The following is a 15,593-nucleotide window of genomic DNA, read 5'->3' as shown; positions in this document are numbered from 1 at the left end:
GCATCATGAGTCGGGAATTGTTCACCTGCCCGTAGGAGCGACGCATGAGCCCCGACCATCCGCCCGGACTGGATCTCGACCGGCTGCGCGGCCTGCTCGACCGCGAGCGGCCCGGCCTGGTGAACGGCCCGCTGTCCGGCCGGCTGATCGAGGGCGGACGGTCGAACCTCACCTACGCGGTCTCCGACGGCATCTCCCGGTGGGTCGTGCGCCGGCCTCCGCTCGGTCATGTCCTGGCCACCGCGCACGACATGAGGCGCGAGCACCGGGTGATCAGCGCCCTGCACCCGACCGCCGTACCCGTTCCACGGCCGGTGCTGCTGTGCGAGGACGAGGAGGTGCTCGGCTCGCCGTTCTACGTCATGGAGTTCGTCGACGGCACCCCCTACCGCACCGCCGACCAGCTGGCCCCGCTCGGCCCCGAGCGAACCCGGGGCGCGGTGCTGAACCTCGTCGACACGCTGGTGGAGCTGCACGCGGTCGACCCGGGCGAGGTGGGCCTGGCGGACTTCGGCCGGCCCGAGGGCTTCCTGGACCGGCAGCTGCGGCGCTGGGGCAAGCAGCTGGACGCCTCCCGCAACCGCGACCTGGACGGCATCGACGAGCTGCACGCCGCCCTCGGCCGCGAACTGCCCCACTCCCCCGCCCCGGCCGTCGTGCACGGCGACTACCGCCTCGACAACGTGCTGATCGGGGAGGACGACTCGATCCGGGCGATCCTCGACTGGGAGATGTCGACGCTGGGCGACCCGCTCACCGACCTCGGCCTGCTGGTGATGTACAGCATGCCGCTGGGCATGCCCGAGTCCCCCGTCTCCACCACAGCCGAGGCCCCCGGCCATCCGGCTCCGTCGGAACTCATCGAGCGGTACGCCGCGCGCTCGGGGCGCGACGTCTCCGCGGTCTCCTGGTACACGGCGTTCGCCTGGTTCAAGCTCGCCGTGATCCTCGAGGGCATCCACTACCGCTACACGCTGGGCCAGACGGTCGGCCGCGGCTTCGACCGCATCGGCGACCTCGTCCCCGTCTTCGTCCGGCACGGACTGACCACGCTCCACGAAGGCCTCCAGGAGGGCTGATCCACATGGACTTCGCTTTCGACGCGCGCACCGAAGAGCTGCGCGCCAAGCTCCTCGCCTTCATGGACGAGTACGTCTACCCGGCCGAGGCCGTGGCTCACGAGCAGCGCGAGCGGCTCGCCTCGCCGTGGGAGACCGTGCCCGTGGTCGAGGAGCTCAAGGCCGAGGCACGCAGGCAGGGCCTGTGGAACCTCTTCCTGCCGGACTCCGAGTACGGGGCCGGGCTCACCAACCTCCAGTACGCGCCGCTCGCCGAGATCATGGGCCGCTCCCCGCAGCTGGCGCCGACGGTGACGAACTGCGCGGCGCCCGACACCGGGAACATGGAGGTGCTCACCCAGTTCGGCGACGAGCAGCAGCGCAAGCAGTGGCTGGAACCGCTGCTCGCCGGTGAGATCCGCTCGGCGTTCGCGATGACCGAGCCGGAGGTGGCCTCCTCGGATGCCACCAACATCACCACGCACATCGAGCGGGACGGCGACGAGTACGTCATCACCGGCCGCAAGTGGTACATCTCCGGGGCGATGCACCCCGACTGCAAGATCTTCATCGTGATGGGCAAGACCGACCCGGACGGCGACGACATCCGCCGTCAGCAGTCGATGGTGCTGGTGCCGCGCGACACCCCGGGCGTCACCATCGAGCGCGCCATGCAGGTGTTCGGGTACGAGGACCACTACCACGGCGGTCACGCGGAGGTCGTCTTCGACCACGCGCGCGTGCCGGTCTCGAACCTGGTCGGCGAGGAGGGCGGCGGCTTCGCCATCGCTCAGGCGCGACTCGGTCCCGGACGGATCCACCACTGCATGCGGCTCATCGGCATGGCGGAGCGGGCCATCGAGCTGATGTGCCGTCGGGCCGTGTCCCGGACCGCGTTCGGGAAGGCGCTGGCGCAGCAGGGGGTGGTGCACAACTGGATCGCCGACGCGCGCGTGACGGTGGAGCAGTTGCGGCTGCTGGTGCTGAAGACCGCGTGGCTGATGGACACGGTCGGGAACCGGGGCGCGCACACCGAGATCCAGTCCATCAAGATCGCCACGCCTCGGGCGGTGGTGGACATCCTCGACCGGGCCATCCAGCTGCACGGCGCAGGCGGAGTGAGCCAGGACTTCCCGCTGGCGGAGCTGTACGCCGGTGCGCGGACGCTGATGATCGCGGACGGGCCCGACGAGGTGCATCAGCGGTCGCTGGCCCGGCGGGAGCTGAAGCGGTACATGTGACGCCGACGCGGCGGGGCGGTGGGGGCCCTCCCCGCCGCCCCTTGCCGTGGACTTGGGCGGGACCACACCCGAACTGCGGGACGGTGCGTCGAGAGCAGTCCTCTTCCGTCGTCGCACAGTGGGTGTGGGTCACGCGTAGGGGCCCCGTACATGACTTCCTCCCCGGCCAGGCTCCGCACCGGTGCGGCGAGCACGGTGAGCGTCGCCTCCGCCCCCGGCCCGGTGGTGGTCCTGGACGCGGACGGGCACATCGCCGAATTCAACGAAGCGGCCGCTGCCCTGCTGCCCGCGGCGCGCGTCGGGCAGCCGCTCTCCTCTCCCGCCTGGCTCGCGACCGCCGACCCGGCTCGGCCGGTCTCCGTCAGCGGGGCGGTGGGCGCCCCTCCTGGGCGCCGACGCGCGGCACCCGACGCCCGCACCGCGCCGGACCGGCTCGCGGAAGGTCCGCCGGCCCGGCCGGTGCCCGCCCACCAGGCGATCGGCGGTCTGCCGCATCTGGGCGACCAGGAGTACACGCTGGTCGCCAAGTCCGCCACGCGGCTGGTGCGGGACACCTTCCGGCGTCTCGAGCGGCACGTCCCCGCGATGCGCGACTACAGCGACGAGCGGCGCGAGCGCACCGCCCTGGACATCGCCCACCTCGTCGGCTTCCTGAGCGCCGCCCTGTACGTCGACGCGGACGAGATCGTCACCGGCTTCCCCGGCTGGACCGCCGAGGTCCTCACGGCCCGCCGCGTCCCGGCGCGCTCGCTGCTGCCGTGCCTGGACCTGCTGGAGGAGCAGCTGCACGACTTTCCCCGCGCCCGACGGATCCTCGCCGCCGGGCGCACCGCGCTCGCCTCCCTGCCGACCCTTACGGACGCAGGGCGCGGAGCAGCAGGTCGGCCAGGTGGTCCGCGACCTCCTGGGGGCTGAGCGGGCCGTCCGGGCGGTACCACGTCGACAGGTGGTGGACCGAGCCGAAGTGGTAGTCGACCACCAGGTCCGCCGGGGTCGCCCTGGAGAAGACGCCCGCTTCCTGGCCCTCCTCCACGAGCGCGCGGAAACGCTCGTGGTAGCGGCGGCGCTCGGCCCGGACCTGCTTGTTCTTCTCGGGGCCGAGGTGGTGCATCGAGCGCCAGAAGATCATCGCGTCGTCGAGGTTGTCGATGGTGGTCACCACGACATCCGCGGCCGCGGCCCGCAGCCGCTTCTCGACCGGCTCGTCGGCACCCGCCACGGCGTCCAGCCGCTCCTGCTGGATGCGCAGCACGCGCGCGTACACCTCGTGCAACAGGTCGTCCTTGGAACCGAAGTAGTGGTACAGCGCCCCCTTGGTGACGCCGGCCGCCTCGACGATCTCCTGCACCGAGGTGCGGTCGTAGCCCTGCTCGGCGAAGAGCCGGGTGGCGGCGGCCAGGAGCCGCTGAGGCACGGGCGTGCCGTCCGAGTCCGTGGTCCTGGGCACTGCCGCCACCTGCCTTTCCGTTCTGCTGTCAGTTGCCTTGCGTACGGGAACGAAGTTCCCGACGGAGGATCTTCCCACTGGCCGTCTTGGGCAAGTCCGGCAGGATCTCCACCTGGCGCGGATATTTGTAGGCGGCCAGTCTCTCCTTGCAGTAGGCGGCGAGCGCATCCGGGTCCGTGTCGGCGTCCGGACGCAGGCTGATGTAGGCCTTGACGGTCTCCCCGCGGTAGCCGTCGGGCACTCCGACGACGGCGGCCTCGCGCACGGCCGGGTGGGTGTAGAGGACGTCCTCGACCTCGCGGGGCCACACCTTGAAGCCGGACGCGTTGATCATGTCCTTCTTGCGGTCGACGACGTAGAGCCAGCCCTCCTCGTCCATGAAGCCGATGTCGCCGGTGCGCAGTTCGGCGCCGGGGAAGGTCTCGGCGGTGGCGTCGGGGCGGCGCCAGTAGCCGGGCACGACCTGCGGGCCGCGGACGACGATCTCGCCCTGCTCGCCGAACGGCACTTCCCGGCCGGCGTCGTCGACGATCCGTACGACCGTGTCGGGGCCGGGCAGTCCCACGGCGAGGGTCCCGGACACCGGGTCGACCGGCGCCTCCCGACCCGGCGGCACGGAGGCGCAGGGCGCGGTGCACTCGGTCAGTCCGTAGCCGTTGCGAATGTACGGTCCGAAGCCGGCCCGGAACTTCTCCACCAGGGCGGGCGGCAGCGGGGCGCCACCGGAGGAGATCACCCGGAAGGAGGAGAAGTGGTCGCGGGTGACGGAGGGGTGGGCGGCCAGCGCCATGAAGGCCGTGGACGGGCCGACCGTGTAGTGCGGGCGGTGCTCGGTGAACGCGTCCAGCACCACGCCCGGTTCGAAGCGGTAGGCCAGCACGAGCGTGCCGCCGCTGTTCAGGCAGGCGCCCAGCTGGCACACCATGCCGGTGATGTGGAACAGCGGCGCCAGCGCGAAGTAGACCGGCCGCTCGGGCAGCCCGAGTCCGGTCCGCTGCCGTTCGGCGTTGTACATGATGTTGCCGTGCGTGTTGGTGGCGCCCTTGGGGGTGCCGCTCGTGCCCGAGGTGTAGCTGATCAGCGCGATCCCGGAGGCGTCGGGGTCCCGGTCGGCGGGCGGCTCGTGCCCGGCCCGGGCCACGGTCACCAGGTCGTCGGCGTCCGGGGCCTTCGGGAGCCGCTCGAAGGTGAGCACCCGCGCGTCGCCGCGGCTCTGGAAGTCCAGCTCGCATCCGGTGAGCACGATCCGCACCGTCGAGTCCGCCGCCGTCTCGCGCAGGTACGACTCCCAGGCCCGGTCCGAGCAGATCAGCGCGGCGACCTCGCCGTCCCGCAGGACGTGGGACACCTCGCCCGCCTTGTACATCGGGTTGACGGGCACGACGACCGCGCCCGCCTTCCACGCGCCCAGGAGGGCGAGGACGAAGTGCGGGGAGTTCTGCAGCAGCACCGCGACCCGGTCGCCGTGCCGAAGACCGCGCGCCGCGAGGTGCCCGGCGACGGAGTCGCTGAGCTCGTCGACCTCCCGGTAGGTCAGCCGGCCGTCGAAGTACGCCAGGAAGTCGCCGTCGGGTGTCTCGGCCACGGCCCGGCGCAGGGCATGCACGAGGGAGGCGGCCGGACTGATCGCGCCCTTCTGGGCGTCGCCGAGCAGGCCGAGCCAGGGCTTGGCCGCGTAACGGGACTCGGTCACCGGGCCCCCTCCCACTGCTGCTGGATGCGGTTCATGCCGGACAGCCACCGGTCGGGGTCACCGGCCCGGGCCTGGTGGTAGGCGGCGACCTCGGGGTGCGGCAGGATCAGGAAGCGGTCCTGCTCGATGCCCTCGATCAGGGCGTCCGCCACGGCCTCCGGCTCGATCGCGGTCGGCTGGAGCACCAGGTCGCCCGCGCTGCCGGTGGCGGCCAGCATGTCGGTGCGGACGCCCTGGGGGCAGATGGCGTGGACCTTCACGCCCCGGTGCCGGTAGGTCAGCGACAGCCACTCGGCGAAGGCGAGCGCGCCGTGCTTGGTGACGGCGTAGGGGGCGGCCCCGATCATGGTGAGCAGCCCGGCGGCGGACACGGTGGAGACGAAGCGCCCGCTGCCGCGCTCCAGCCAGCCGGGCACCAGCGCGTGGGCGGCCCGGACGTGCGCCATGACGTTCACGTCCCAGGAGGCGGCCCAGGCCATTTCGTCCAGCGGCCCGCCGGCGGCTCCGCCCTCGAAGGCGACACCGGCGTTGGCGCAGTAGACGTCGACGGTCCCGTCGAGCGCGTCCCGGGCGTCGGAGACGATCAGCGAGGCGTCCCCGGCCACGGCGATGCCGCCGACCTCGTCCGCGACCTGCTTGGCCCGGTCGGCGTCCAGGTCGTTGACGACGACCCGGGCCCCCTCGGCGGCGAAGCGCCGGGCGAGCGCCGCCCCGATTCCGCCTCCGGCCCCCGTGACAACGACTCCGGCCCCTTGAAAGGCTCCCACCATCGGTCTCCTCAGTCGCGGCTCAGCAATGCCGTCAGACTAACCGGTCGGTATGTACCAGGGAAGGGTCAGCCGGCAACGGCCCGAAGCGGCGCGGGGAACCGCGCGACAAGCCACAGGCGGCCCGCAGCCTCCACACAACCCGCGGGAGCGCATACCGTGCCCATGCGACCGTCCCCGCTCAAGGAGGTCACCGCATGCGCCCTTCCAGACGAGCCGTCATCACCGCGGCCACGGCGGCAGCCGTCCCGGCCACACCCGGCACCGCCGCGGCCCAGTCCCCCGGACGACTCCGCACCGGCTTCGAACGACTCGCCCGCGACGGCTACGGCCTGCTCGAGAACCAGAAGGTCGGCATCGTCACCAACCCGACCGGCATCACCCGCGATGCCCGCCACATCGTCGACGTCATGCACGCCGACGACCGCGTCGGCCTGACCGCCGTCTTCGGCCCGGAGCACGGCTTCCGCGGCACCGCCCAGGCCGGCGGATCCGAGGGCCGGTACGACGACCCGGCGACCGGTCTGCCCGTCTACGACACGTACCTCAAGAGCGGCCGGCCGCTCGCCGACGTCTTCACCGCGTCCGGGGTCGACACGGTCGTCTTCGACATCCAGGACGTCGGCGCCCGCTTCTACACGTACATCTGGACCCTGTACGACTGCATGGAGGCCGCCGGGCTCGCCGGCAAGCGGTTCGTGGTGCTGGACCGGCCGAACCCGGTGACCGGCCGGGCGGCCCTCGGGCCGGTCCTGCACAAGGAGTTCGCCACGTTCGTCGGGCGGCAGCCCATCGCGCAGGCCCACGGCATGACCGTCGCCGAGCTGGCGCGGCTGTTCAACGCGGAGTTCCTCCCCCAGCCCGTCCCACTGGAGACCGTGACGATGTCGGGCTGGAAGCGGTCGGACTTCCACGACGCCTCCGGGCTGCCCTGGGTGCCTCCGAGCCCGAACATGCCGACGCCCGAGACGGCCCTGGTCTACTCGGGGACGTGTCTGTTCGAAGGCACGAATCTGTCGGAGGGACGCGGCACGACCCGCCCGTTCGAGTTGCTGGGCGCGGAGGGCATCGACCGGCGCTGGGCGGCGGCGGCGAACGCACTCGCGCTGCCCGGAGTGCGGTTCAGGGAGGCGTACTTCGCGCCCACCTTCTCGAAGTACCAGGGACGGACGATCGGCGGTGTCCAGCTCCATGTGCACGACCGGGCCGCGTTCGACCCCGTCCGCACGGGGATCGCCCTGCTCGTGACCGCCAAGCAGGTCTGGAGCGGTTTCGCCTGGCGCCCGGACAACTGGATCGACAAGCTCACCGGCTCCACGCGCGTGCGCACGATGATCGACGCGGGTGCGGACACCGACGAGGTGGTGGCCGGGTGGCAGGAGGATCTGGCGGCGTTCCGCAGGACGCGGCGGAAGTACCTCCTCTACCGCTGAGCCCGAATGCGCTCGTGACGTATGGCCAAGCTCCCCCGTTGGCAGGACGATGCGCCCACATCGTGGCGTCACCCGGGGACCAGGGGACCTGTCATGGCGGATCCGGCGATGAGTGTGACTCCCTACTGGGAGCTGGCCTTCGACGCGGACGGGGACCCCGCGGGCCGCCGGCGCGACCGGCTGCTCGCCGGGGTGACCGAGCGGGGCGTGCGCGATCTGATCGTCTTCGCGCACGGCTGGAACAACGACCGCTCGGGCGCGACCCGCCTGTACGACCGCTTCTTCGCGCCCGTCCCGCGGCTGGCCCCGGCGGCCCGGGTCGGATACGCCGGAGTGCTGTGGCCCTCCATGCGGTTCTCCGACGAGCCGATCCCGGACTTCCCGCGGGCCGTGGCAGCCGAAGCGCCGAGACGCCCCGTGCTGGACAAGGACACGCGGCACGCGCTGCTGGAGACCTTCCCGGGCCGGGCGATCCTGGTCGACCAGATCGCCCGGCTGCTGGAGCAGCAGCCGCCGGAGGAGGCCGAACTGGAGGAGTTCGGGCGGCTGGTGCGGACGCTCGTGGAGGTGGTGGCGCCCGGGCCGCAGGCGCTGTTCGCGGCGGACACGGTGGCGGAGGGCGTGCCGCAGAGCGCCCCGGAGATGTTCGCCGGGTCGTCGGCGGCGGTCTGCGGGGAGTTCGCGCGGGCGCTGGCGGAGCTCGAAGCATCCGGGAACCGGCAGGCGTTCAGGATGCCCGACCCCTGGGACGGCGCCCACGAACTGCTGCGGCAGGCGACGTACTACGCGATGAAGCGGCGCGCGGGGACCGTCGGCGAGCGGGGTCTGGGCCGGGTCGTCGGGCAGCTCGCGGAGGCGGCGCCGGGTGTGCGCGTCCACCTGGTCGGGCACAGCTTCGGAGCGCGGCTGGTGTCGTTCGCGCTGCGGGGCCTTCCCGAGGGCGTGCGCACGGTGAAGTCGGTGACGCTGCTCCAAGGGGCGTTCTCGCACTACGCGTTCGCCGCCCGGCTGCCGCACGACGCGCGGGCCGGAGGGGTGCTCCAGGGGCAGCAGAACCGCGTCGACGGCCCCCTGGTGTGCTGCCACTCCCGGCACGACGCGGCCCTCGGCACGATGTATCCGCTGGCCTCCAAGATGGCGGGCGACAGCCGGTCGGCCGCCGAGCTGGACCTGCGGCGGGCCCTGGGCGCCAAGTGGGGCGCGATGGGCCACGACGGGGTGCAGGCGGTGCCGGGCACACGCGCGTACTCCCTCGCCGGGGCCCTGGAGGCGGCACTGCCCGGCTCGGGGTGCGTGAACGTCGACGCGGCGGCGGTGGTCAGAGGCGGCGGCCCGCCGGCCGGTGCGCACAGCGACATCCTGCACGCGGAGCTGGCCCGGCTGGTGCTGGCGGCGGGCCGCATCCGCTGACCCGCCGCCGCGTGGTGCGTCACCGGTGTGAGGTGAACTCCACGACCTGCTGGTAGGTCGGCCGGTTCTGCCAGCCGATCTTGCCGTGCTTGATGCCGCCGAGGGTGCGGTGGTTGATCGAGTCGGCACACCACTGGTCGCCCGCCGCGCACACGTCGTCGCCGGGGTAGACCTGGGCGGCGGTCTTGCCGGCCGCCTCCTTGAGGGTGCCGATCAGGGTGTCCCGGCAGGCACCGAGGTTGCCGCCGCCGCAGTACTTCCGGGCCAGGGGGCCCTTGACCTGCTCACCGAGCACCGCGCGGACGTCCTTGTCGACGTAGCTCCACCAGCCGTACTGGAAGGAGCTTCCCGCGTGCGAGCCGGTCGGGCCGTGCGCGGCCGACGGGGACTCGTCGACAGGGAGGTTGGCGGTGACGGCCGTGTACAGCTCGCTCCCCAGGCCCGGTTCGAACTCGGCCTTGACCAGCAGCGGCCACCAGGCGTCCAGGATGCGGATCGCGTCGGCGTCGGCGTACTTCTTCGAGCCGGCCGCGGTCTCCGTGCGCTTGCCGCCCGCGGCGACCCAGGCCTGGAGTCTGCTGACGGCGGACGCGGCGGCCGGGTCGCTGACGGGCGAGCTGGTGACGACCTTCAGGAGCTCGGGCAGGACGTCCTCCGCCCGCAGATCGGTCAGCCCGGCGTCGGCCATGGCCTTCACCAGGGCGGCCCTGGTCACCCCGCCCTGCCGGACCAGCTTCTTCACCCGGTCCTCGAGGAGGTTGCCGCGGTGCACGGACCCGTTGCCCCAGGGCGCGGTCGTGTAGTCCCTGGCCTGCTTGTTGTTCCAGGAGACGTAGTAGTCCTGGTCGGTGGAGTGGGGGTGGGCGGAGGCCGGGGTGTAGTCGGCCGTGTTGGTCTCCGGCTCCCAGCCGCGCCACTCGTACGCGGGCCGCGCCCATGCGGGGAACTCGGCGTCGACGCCGGTCGCCCGCACCGGGTTGTCGCCGCTGTTGTAGTACGCGGTGTGCTCGGAGTCGGCGTAGAACCAGTTGAAGGTGTAGTTGATGTGCTGCACGGCCTTCTGGAAGGAGTCCGGGCCCTTGACGTAGTCCGGGTCGTTCAGCATCTGGAAGCCGATGATGGAGTCGGCCTCGTGCATGAAGGACGAGCGCAGGGTGGTGTAAGCGACCCGCTTGCCTCCGACCGTCGCGCGGTACTCGACGGGGCCGTACTTCGTGCGCCAGACGCGCATGGTGTACGAGCCGGCCGCGGTGCCGTCGGCGACCGTGGGCTTCCAGGCGTTCTTCTGCTCGATCTTCTCCATCGGCGTGCAGGTGCCGCGGTACAGGTAGTGGTGGTCGTCCCGGCACAGTTCGACGGCGTAGGAGTCGATGATGTCCTGGCCGGAGGTCGTGGCGCTCCACGCGTAGTCCTGGCCGCGGCCGAGCTCGACGTACATGCTCAGGCCCGCGAAGGAGGCGCCGCGGGCGCTGATGCCCGGACCCTGGATCTCCTGGAGCAGCAGCAACTGGGGGGCGAAGTAGCCGGTCTGCGGGCCGAACACGGCGACGGGGTGGCCGCTCGCGGTGTGCTTGCCGCTGACCACGAGGGCGTTGGACATGCCGCGCCTGGCCGAGGACAGGGCGGCCTTCGCCGCTTCACCGGACGCGCCGGTCGCGCCGGCCGTGGTGGCGCTGCCGGTGCGGTCGTACACGAGCGGTTCCGCCGTCACCGAGCCGGCGTCGGGCAGGGCGGTGCCCTGCGCCTCGTCCGGCTTGCCGCCGTAGGGGAAGCTGCCGTCGTGCTGGGTGAGGACGGCCTCCGGGTCGTTGCGCATCCGGAAGGACTCCCAGACCTTGGTGCCCTCGGTGACGCCGTACTTCTCCTGGGCGGCCAGCAGCGAGAGGGCGTTGTTCACCTCGCCGCCGCCGCCGGAGCCGAACAGCGCGCCGATGACGGACGCCAGCGCGACCAGGTCGGTGATCTTGAAGTGTTCGATGGTCCCGGCGTTGGTGACTGAGTCCTTGTGCCCGGTGAGCACGTACTCCCCGGGGAAGGAGCGCCCGCTGTCGGAGGCGTCGATGTAGGAGTTGATGCCGTCGAGGTAGGCCTTGGCGTCGGCGAGGGCCTGCTGTCCGCGCTCGCCGTTGGTGGCGACGGCGTTGTCGATCTGCGCCTGCAGGTCGGCCTCGCTGTACGGGGCGTGCCTCCAGAACTGCTGTTCCAGGCCCTGGTTGGAGGGCGCACCGCCCGCGAAGGAGGTCAGCTGACCACGCCCGACGTGCCGGAAGACGTCCATCAGCCACAGCCGGTCCTGGGCTGCCGCGTAGCCGGCGCCGAACTCCGTGCCGTACCGGGTGGTACCGGTGATGTGCGGCACACCGGTCTTCTTGTCCCGGACGATCGTCACGTCAGCGCGTCCGGCGGGTCGGACGGTGGAGGCGACCTGGTCGGCGGGGACCCCGAAGGACGCGTCGTTGAAGAAGGTGTTGATCTTGTCGTTGGTGAGGCCGGGGTAGCCCTTGGCCAGGCCCGCGTAGGGCCCGAGCTGGTCCTCGGCGTGTTCGGGCTGAGTGCCGAAGGCCTGGTTCAGGAGGATCTGGGCGAGGGTGGCGTTGCCGTTCTGACCGGGCGGGAGGATGTCCGAACACTGATTGCCGCAGTGGTCGTTCGCCGCGGCCGTGACCTGCGCGGCCGCTGTTTCCGAGGCGGCAGCCGGGGCAAGCGGCGACAAGAGACCTGCGATCAGGGCGCATACCGATGCTGTCTTCAGGAACCCGGGGATTCCGCTGGGAGTTCTCATTCTGTCGAGAACGGTGCGTGGGGCACGCCGTGGCATGGGGGGCTCCTCCCGACGGGGGTGGGCGGGATGTTACCGCCGGTAGCCCCCGGCTTGAAGATGAACAGGCGTCACTTTTTGGAGACAGCACAACAGGCACACGGACCACGGCAGTCGACTCGCGAGCCCCTTCGGGCGGCTTATGGAGGCCATTTGAAATCGGATGGAGCCGATTCGCTTGTCGATACGTCTATTCGGCGACGTCCTTACGACGACGCCGAAGTGACCGGATTACAGGTGCAGGTGTGACGGAGGTGCAGGACGATGGCCGGTTTCCGGAGTCTGGCGAGACAGGTCCGTGATCCGCGGTGTGATCTGGCCTTGCGGCGTTATTCGCTGCGCAAGTGCCTTGAGCGGTTCGCCCCCTACGGACACAGGGCGACCTGGGACCATCTGTGCTCCCGGGCGGGGTTCGGGCCCGAGGACCGCTCCCCCGATCCGGTGCGGCTCGTGGCCGCGCTGGACGAACTGGAGGAGGCGCGGGCGGTCTGGCTGGCCTACGAGGTCGAGTTCGCCGAGCGCCGCAAGAAGGAGAAGCACGACGGACTGCGCAGGCCGGGCAGTGTGGACGACTGGCACCGGCTGACCTGGGGCGGTTTCGGCGTGGCGTGGTGCGACGATCCGGCGGTCCATCCCCGTGAACCGCTGGCCGAGGTGCTGCGCCGGCTCATCGCCGCGCTGGAGCGCGAGCCCGGCTCGGAATGCCCGGTCTGCGGTGGGGAGCAGCTCGTCTGGAGGTACGACCTGGACCACGAACCCTCGTCCGGACCGGTCTGCACGGACTGCGGAATCCTGGTTCCCCGCCCCGTGCTCACGCCCGAGTCCCTGGCGTACGCCCGGCGCGCGAGGCTGTTGGTGTCGGCTTGACGGATGCGGGTGCGCGGGGGGTGCGCCGGGGATGCCGCACCCCCGACTGTCGGTGGCGACTGGCACCATCGACGGCATGATGCAGGTGTGCCTGAACGGTTCGCGGACGGCCGCTGACGGTGTGGCCGTGCCGCTGACACCCGAGTCGATGGCCGACTCGGCTGCCGAGGCCGTCGCCGCCGGGGCGACGGACATCCACGTTCACCCCAAGACCCCTTGCGGGCGTGACACGTTGTCGCCGCGGGTGCTCGCGCCGACGCTGTCGGCGATCCGGGCGCGGGTGCCGGTGCCGGTCGGTGTGACCACGGGCGCGTGGGCGGAGCCCGACCCCGCCGCCCGGCTGGAGCGGATCCGCGCGTGGACGGTGCTGCCCGACCACGCCTCGGTCAACTGGCACGAGCCGGGGGCGGAGGAGACGGCCGCCCTGCTCCTGGAGCGCGGGGTGGGCGTGGAGGCCGGCATCTGGTCCGGGACCGACGGGGCGGAGCGGTTCGCGGCCTCGCCGCTCGGACCGAAGGTGCTGAGGGTCCTGGCGGAGGTGACGGACACGGACCCGCTGGACGCCGTCTCCTCCGCGCGGGCACTGCTGTCCGCCATCGGGGCCGCGCACGGACGCCCGGTCCTGCTGCACGGCGAGGACGGGGGCGCCTGGCCGGTGCTGCGGCTCGCGGGCCGGCTGGGCCTGGCCACGCGGGTCGGGCTGGAGGACGTCCTGGTGCTGCCGGACGGGGAACGGGCGCGGTCCAACGCCCGGTTGGTCGCGGCCGGGCTGGCGGAGTACAGGGCGGGCCTGGCGGACGCTACCCGCGACCGCCCCGGTCGGCCATCAGGCGGGACCCGGTGAGGCGTTCGCCGAAGACGTCGTCCGGGTTGGACAGGACGCAGGTGTCGAGGGAGAGGCAGCCGCAGCCGATGCAGTCGGCGAGGTGATCCCGCAGACGGTTCAGCTGCTTGATGCGCTCCTCCAGTTCGGCGCGCCAGGTCTCGGACAGGTGGGCCCAGTCCTCACGGGTGGGCGTGCGCTCCTCGGGGAGTTCCGCGAGCGCGTCGCGGATCGTCGCCAGAGGGATGCCGACGCGTTGCGCGGCCCGGATGAAGGCGACCCGGCGCAGCGTGTCACGCGAGTAGCGGCGCTGGTTGCCGGCGGTCCGGCGGCTGCTGATCAGGCCCTTGGACTCGTAGAAGTGCAGGGCGGACACGGCGGCGCCGCTCCGCGCCGCGAGCTGGCCGACCGTGAGCTCATGAATCTTCTCTGGAATCTGAGGCACCCCTCGAACCCTACCGAGTCCGTTGACACAGCCCCCACGGCCGACCATGCTAAGCAGTCGCTTAGAGATATGAGCGCGCAGACCCCCTGCACACGAGAGGCCTGGAAGACATGGCAGAGCCGAGGATCTTCACGTCCGTCGACGACCTGAAGTCGGCGGTCGGCGAACAACTGGGGTACACGGACTGGCTGGACATCGACCAGAAGCGGATCGACCTCTTCGCGGAGGCCACCGGTGACCACCAGTGGATCCACGTCGACCCGGAGAAGGCCGCCGCGGGTCCCTTCGGCACCACCATCGCGCACGGCTATCTGACCCTGTCGCTGCTGCCCCTCTTCGGACCGCAGCTGATCGCCGTCGAGGGCGTGAAGATGGGCGTCAACTACGGCACGAACAAGGTGCGTTTCCCCGCCCCGGTCCCGGTCGGCTCCCGCCTGCGCGCCACCGCGGCGATCAGCGCGGTCGAGGAGGTGCCCGGCGGCGTCCAGGTGGCCGTCGCCTTCAGCGTCGAACGCGAGGGCGGCGACAAGCCGGTCTGCGTCGCCGAGTCCGTGGCGCGCTACTACCTCTGAGACCCGGCCTCGGGCCCCTGGCCCTGGGCACCGACCATGCGCAGCACGAGATCGGCGTACAGTGCGCCGACCTCGTCCGGCGTCCGGGGCCCGTCGACGTTGAACCACCGCGCCACGTCGATGCAGAGCGACAGCACGGCCAGCGTGGTGCCGTGCACGTCGATGACCTCGAACTCGCCGGACCGCACGCCCTCCTCGATGATCCCGCGCACCTCGCCGTCGACCTGGCGCCGCAGCGCGAGGATCTCGGCCCGGGCGTCGGGCCCGAGCGAGTCGAGTTCGTACTGCACGACCCGCGCGGTGGTACGGCCGCCCGCGTGCCAGCGCACGAAGGAGCTCACCGCGTCGGCGAGCCGCTCGGTGGGACTGCCCTCACGCCGGGACGCCGTCCGCAGGATCTCCAGGGCCTTCTCGTGCCCGATCCTGCTGATGCGGTGCAGCAGCTCTTCCTTGGTCTTGTAGTGGATGTAGAGCGCGGCCGGGCTCATCCCGGCGCGGCCCGCGATGTCCCGGGTCGTCGTGGCGTGGTAGCCACGCTCGGCGAAGGCCTCCACCGCGGCGACCAGCAGCCGCCGCGCCGCGTCGGGCGTGACCTCGCCCCACGCCTGCGCCTCGCCGCCGGCCGTCTCCTCCGCCGTACTCATCACTCGCCCCTCTCCACTGGCAGGAGCAACACCATACCGCCGAAGGTGAGCGAGCGCTTAGTGTGGCCGCTCAGTGCTTCTCGAAGGGGGCGTACGAGGGGGCCGCCCCCTCCTGCCGGTCCCGGATCACCTTGGCCAGCGTGAAGGACGAGGTGACCAGGTACAGGACGGCGATGGCGAGGAAGCCCCGCACCCATGCGTCGGCGCTCAGCTGGTAGATGCCCACGGCGGTGGCCGCCATGGCGACGGCGAAGGATGCGACGGCCTGGCCGTAGAAGGCGGCCGTGTTCTGCTGCTTGCCCGGTGTGTCACTCATGGGGGAAAGCATCGGCGGACGTGGCCCGCGCCACATCCGCCGAAGTACTCAGACGCGTA

Annotated in this window: 15 protein-coding genes; 8 read left to right on the top strand and 7 right to left on the bottom strand. The window is 71.8% G+C overall.

The window, feature by feature from the left end; translation table 11 throughout:
• Positions 1–44: 44 nt before the first annotated feature.
• The 3 genes from ACFY9E_RS37050 (at position 45) to ACFY9E_RS37040 (ending at position 3,214) form a co-directional block, all read left to right on the top strand.
• Positions 45–1,079 (top strand): phosphotransferase, encoded by a 1,035-nt coding sequence (locus ACFY9E_RS37050; RefSeq protein ID WP_390992233.1) that lies wholly within the window; start codon positions 45–47, stop codon positions 1,077–1,079.
• Between the two features lie 5 nt (positions 1,080–1,084).
• Entirely contained in the window at positions 1,085–2,299 is a 1,215-nt protein-coding gene (locus tag ACFY9E_RS37045) for an acyl-CoA dehydrogenase family protein (protein ID WP_390992230.1), read from the top strand.
• 150 nt (positions 2,300–2,449) lie between these two features.
• Positions 2,450–3,214, top strand: coding sequence for a hypothetical protein (locus ACFY9E_RS37040; protein ID WP_390992227.1), 765 nt, complete (start codon positions 2,450–2,452; stop codon positions 3,212–3,214).
• Here ACFY9E_RS37040 and ACFY9E_RS37035 read toward each other — a convergent pair.
• The 3 genes from ACFY9E_RS37035 to ACFY9E_RS37025 are packed head-to-tail and all read right to left on the bottom strand — an operon-like array spanning position 3,153 to position 6,209.
• Complete coding sequence (locus tag ACFY9E_RS37035) at positions 3,153–3,746, bottom strand: TetR/AcrR family transcriptional regulator (RefSeq protein ID WP_283973180.1); 594 nt, start codon at positions 3,744–3,746, stop codon at positions 3,153–3,155. The two genes, ACFY9E_RS37040 and ACFY9E_RS37035, sit on opposite strands and share 62 nt — an antisense overlap.
• Positions 3,747–3,774: 28 nt before the next feature.
• Positions 3,775–5,439: an AMP-binding protein gene (locus tag ACFY9E_RS37030; protein WP_390992225.1), complete on the bottom strand. Its 1,665-nt coding sequence runs from the start codon at positions 5,437–5,439 to the stop codon at positions 3,775–3,777.
• Positions 5,436–6,209, bottom strand: coding sequence for an SDR family NAD(P)-dependent oxidoreductase (locus ACFY9E_RS37025; RefSeq protein WP_390992222.1), 774 nt, complete (start codon positions 6,207–6,209; stop codon positions 5,436–5,438). The genes ACFY9E_RS37030 and ACFY9E_RS37025 overlap by 4 nt, the downstream gene beginning before the upstream one ends.
• Before the next feature lie 194 nt (positions 6,210–6,403).
• Here ACFY9E_RS37025 and ACFY9E_RS37020 point away from each other — a divergent pair, with 194 nt between their 5' ends.
• Positions 6,404–7,639, top strand: coding sequence for an exo-beta-N-acetylmuramidase NamZ domain-containing protein (locus ACFY9E_RS37020; RefSeq protein ID WP_390992219.1), 1,236 nt, complete (start codon positions 6,404–6,406; stop codon positions 7,637–7,639).
• 93 nt (positions 7,640–7,732) lie between these two features.
• Positions 7,733–9,049, top strand: a complete 1,317-nt coding sequence (locus ACFY9E_RS37015; protein WP_390992216.1) for a serine-threonine protein kinase — start codon at positions 7,733–7,735, stop codon at positions 9,047–9,049.
• Between the two features lie 19 nt (positions 9,050–9,068).
• Here the strand turns inward: ACFY9E_RS37015 and ACFY9E_RS37010 are convergent, their stop codons facing one another.
• Positions 9,069–11,867 (bottom strand): penicillin acylase family protein, encoded by a 2,799-nt coding sequence (locus ACFY9E_RS37010; protein ID WP_390992214.1) that lies wholly within the window; start codon positions 11,865–11,867, stop codon positions 9,069–9,071.
• A gap of 264 nt (positions 11,868–12,131) precedes the next feature.
• On the opposite strand from ACFY9E_RS37010, the gene ACFY9E_RS37005 reads away from it, so the two are divergent.
• Together ACFY9E_RS37005 and ACFY9E_RS37000 are read left to right on the top strand one after the other, a co-directional pair.
• Positions 12,132–12,734: a hypothetical protein gene (locus ACFY9E_RS37005; RefSeq protein ID WP_384159887.1), complete on the top strand. Its 603-nt coding sequence runs from the start codon at positions 12,132–12,134 to the stop codon at positions 12,732–12,734.
• Between the two features lie 76 nt (positions 12,735–12,810).
• Entirely contained in the window at positions 12,811–13,578 is a 768-nt protein-coding gene (locus ACFY9E_RS37000; RefSeq protein ID WP_390992334.1) for a 3-keto-5-aminohexanoate cleavage protein, read from the top strand.
• Here ACFY9E_RS37000 and soxR read toward each other — a convergent pair.
• Positions 13,535–14,002, bottom strand: a complete 468-nt coding sequence (gene soxR / locus ACFY9E_RS36995) for a redox-sensitive transcriptional activator SoxR (protein ID WP_390992210.1) — start codon at positions 14,000–14,002, stop codon at positions 13,535–13,537. The two genes, ACFY9E_RS37000 and soxR, sit on opposite strands and share 44 nt — an antisense overlap.
• A 110-nt stretch (positions 14,003–14,112) precedes the next feature.
• On the opposite strand from soxR, the gene ACFY9E_RS36990 reads away from it, so the two are divergent.
• A complete protein-coding gene (locus tag ACFY9E_RS36990) occupies positions 14,113–14,574 on the top strand; it encodes a MaoC family dehydratase (RefSeq protein WP_033311842.1) in 462 nt (153 codons plus the stop codon).
• On the opposite strand, the gene ACFY9E_RS36985 is transcribed toward ACFY9E_RS36990, so the two are convergent.
• Both ACFY9E_RS36985 and ACFY9E_RS36980 read right to left on the bottom strand, forming a co-directional pair.
• Positions 14,565–15,218: a TetR family transcriptional regulator gene (locus tag ACFY9E_RS36985; RefSeq protein ID WP_390992207.1), complete on the bottom strand. Its 654-nt coding sequence runs from the start codon at positions 15,216–15,218 to the stop codon at positions 14,565–14,567. The two genes, ACFY9E_RS36990 and ACFY9E_RS36985, sit on opposite strands and share 10 nt — an antisense overlap.
• Positions 15,219–15,288: 70 nt before the next feature.
• Entirely contained in the window at positions 15,289–15,534 is a 246-nt protein-coding gene (locus ACFY9E_RS36980) for a YiaA/YiaB family inner membrane protein (RefSeq protein WP_031141618.1), read from the bottom strand.
• Between the last annotated feature and the right edge of the window lie 59 nt (positions 15,535–15,593).

Source organism: Streptomyces sp. NPDC012466 (assembly GCF_042955215.1).
GTDB lineage: Bacteria > Actinomycetota > Actinomycetes > Streptomycetales > Streptomycetaceae > Streptomyces.
The sequence above is the reverse complement of the archived record's forward strand: the minus strand, read 5'-3'. Positions and strand labels throughout refer to the sequence as shown.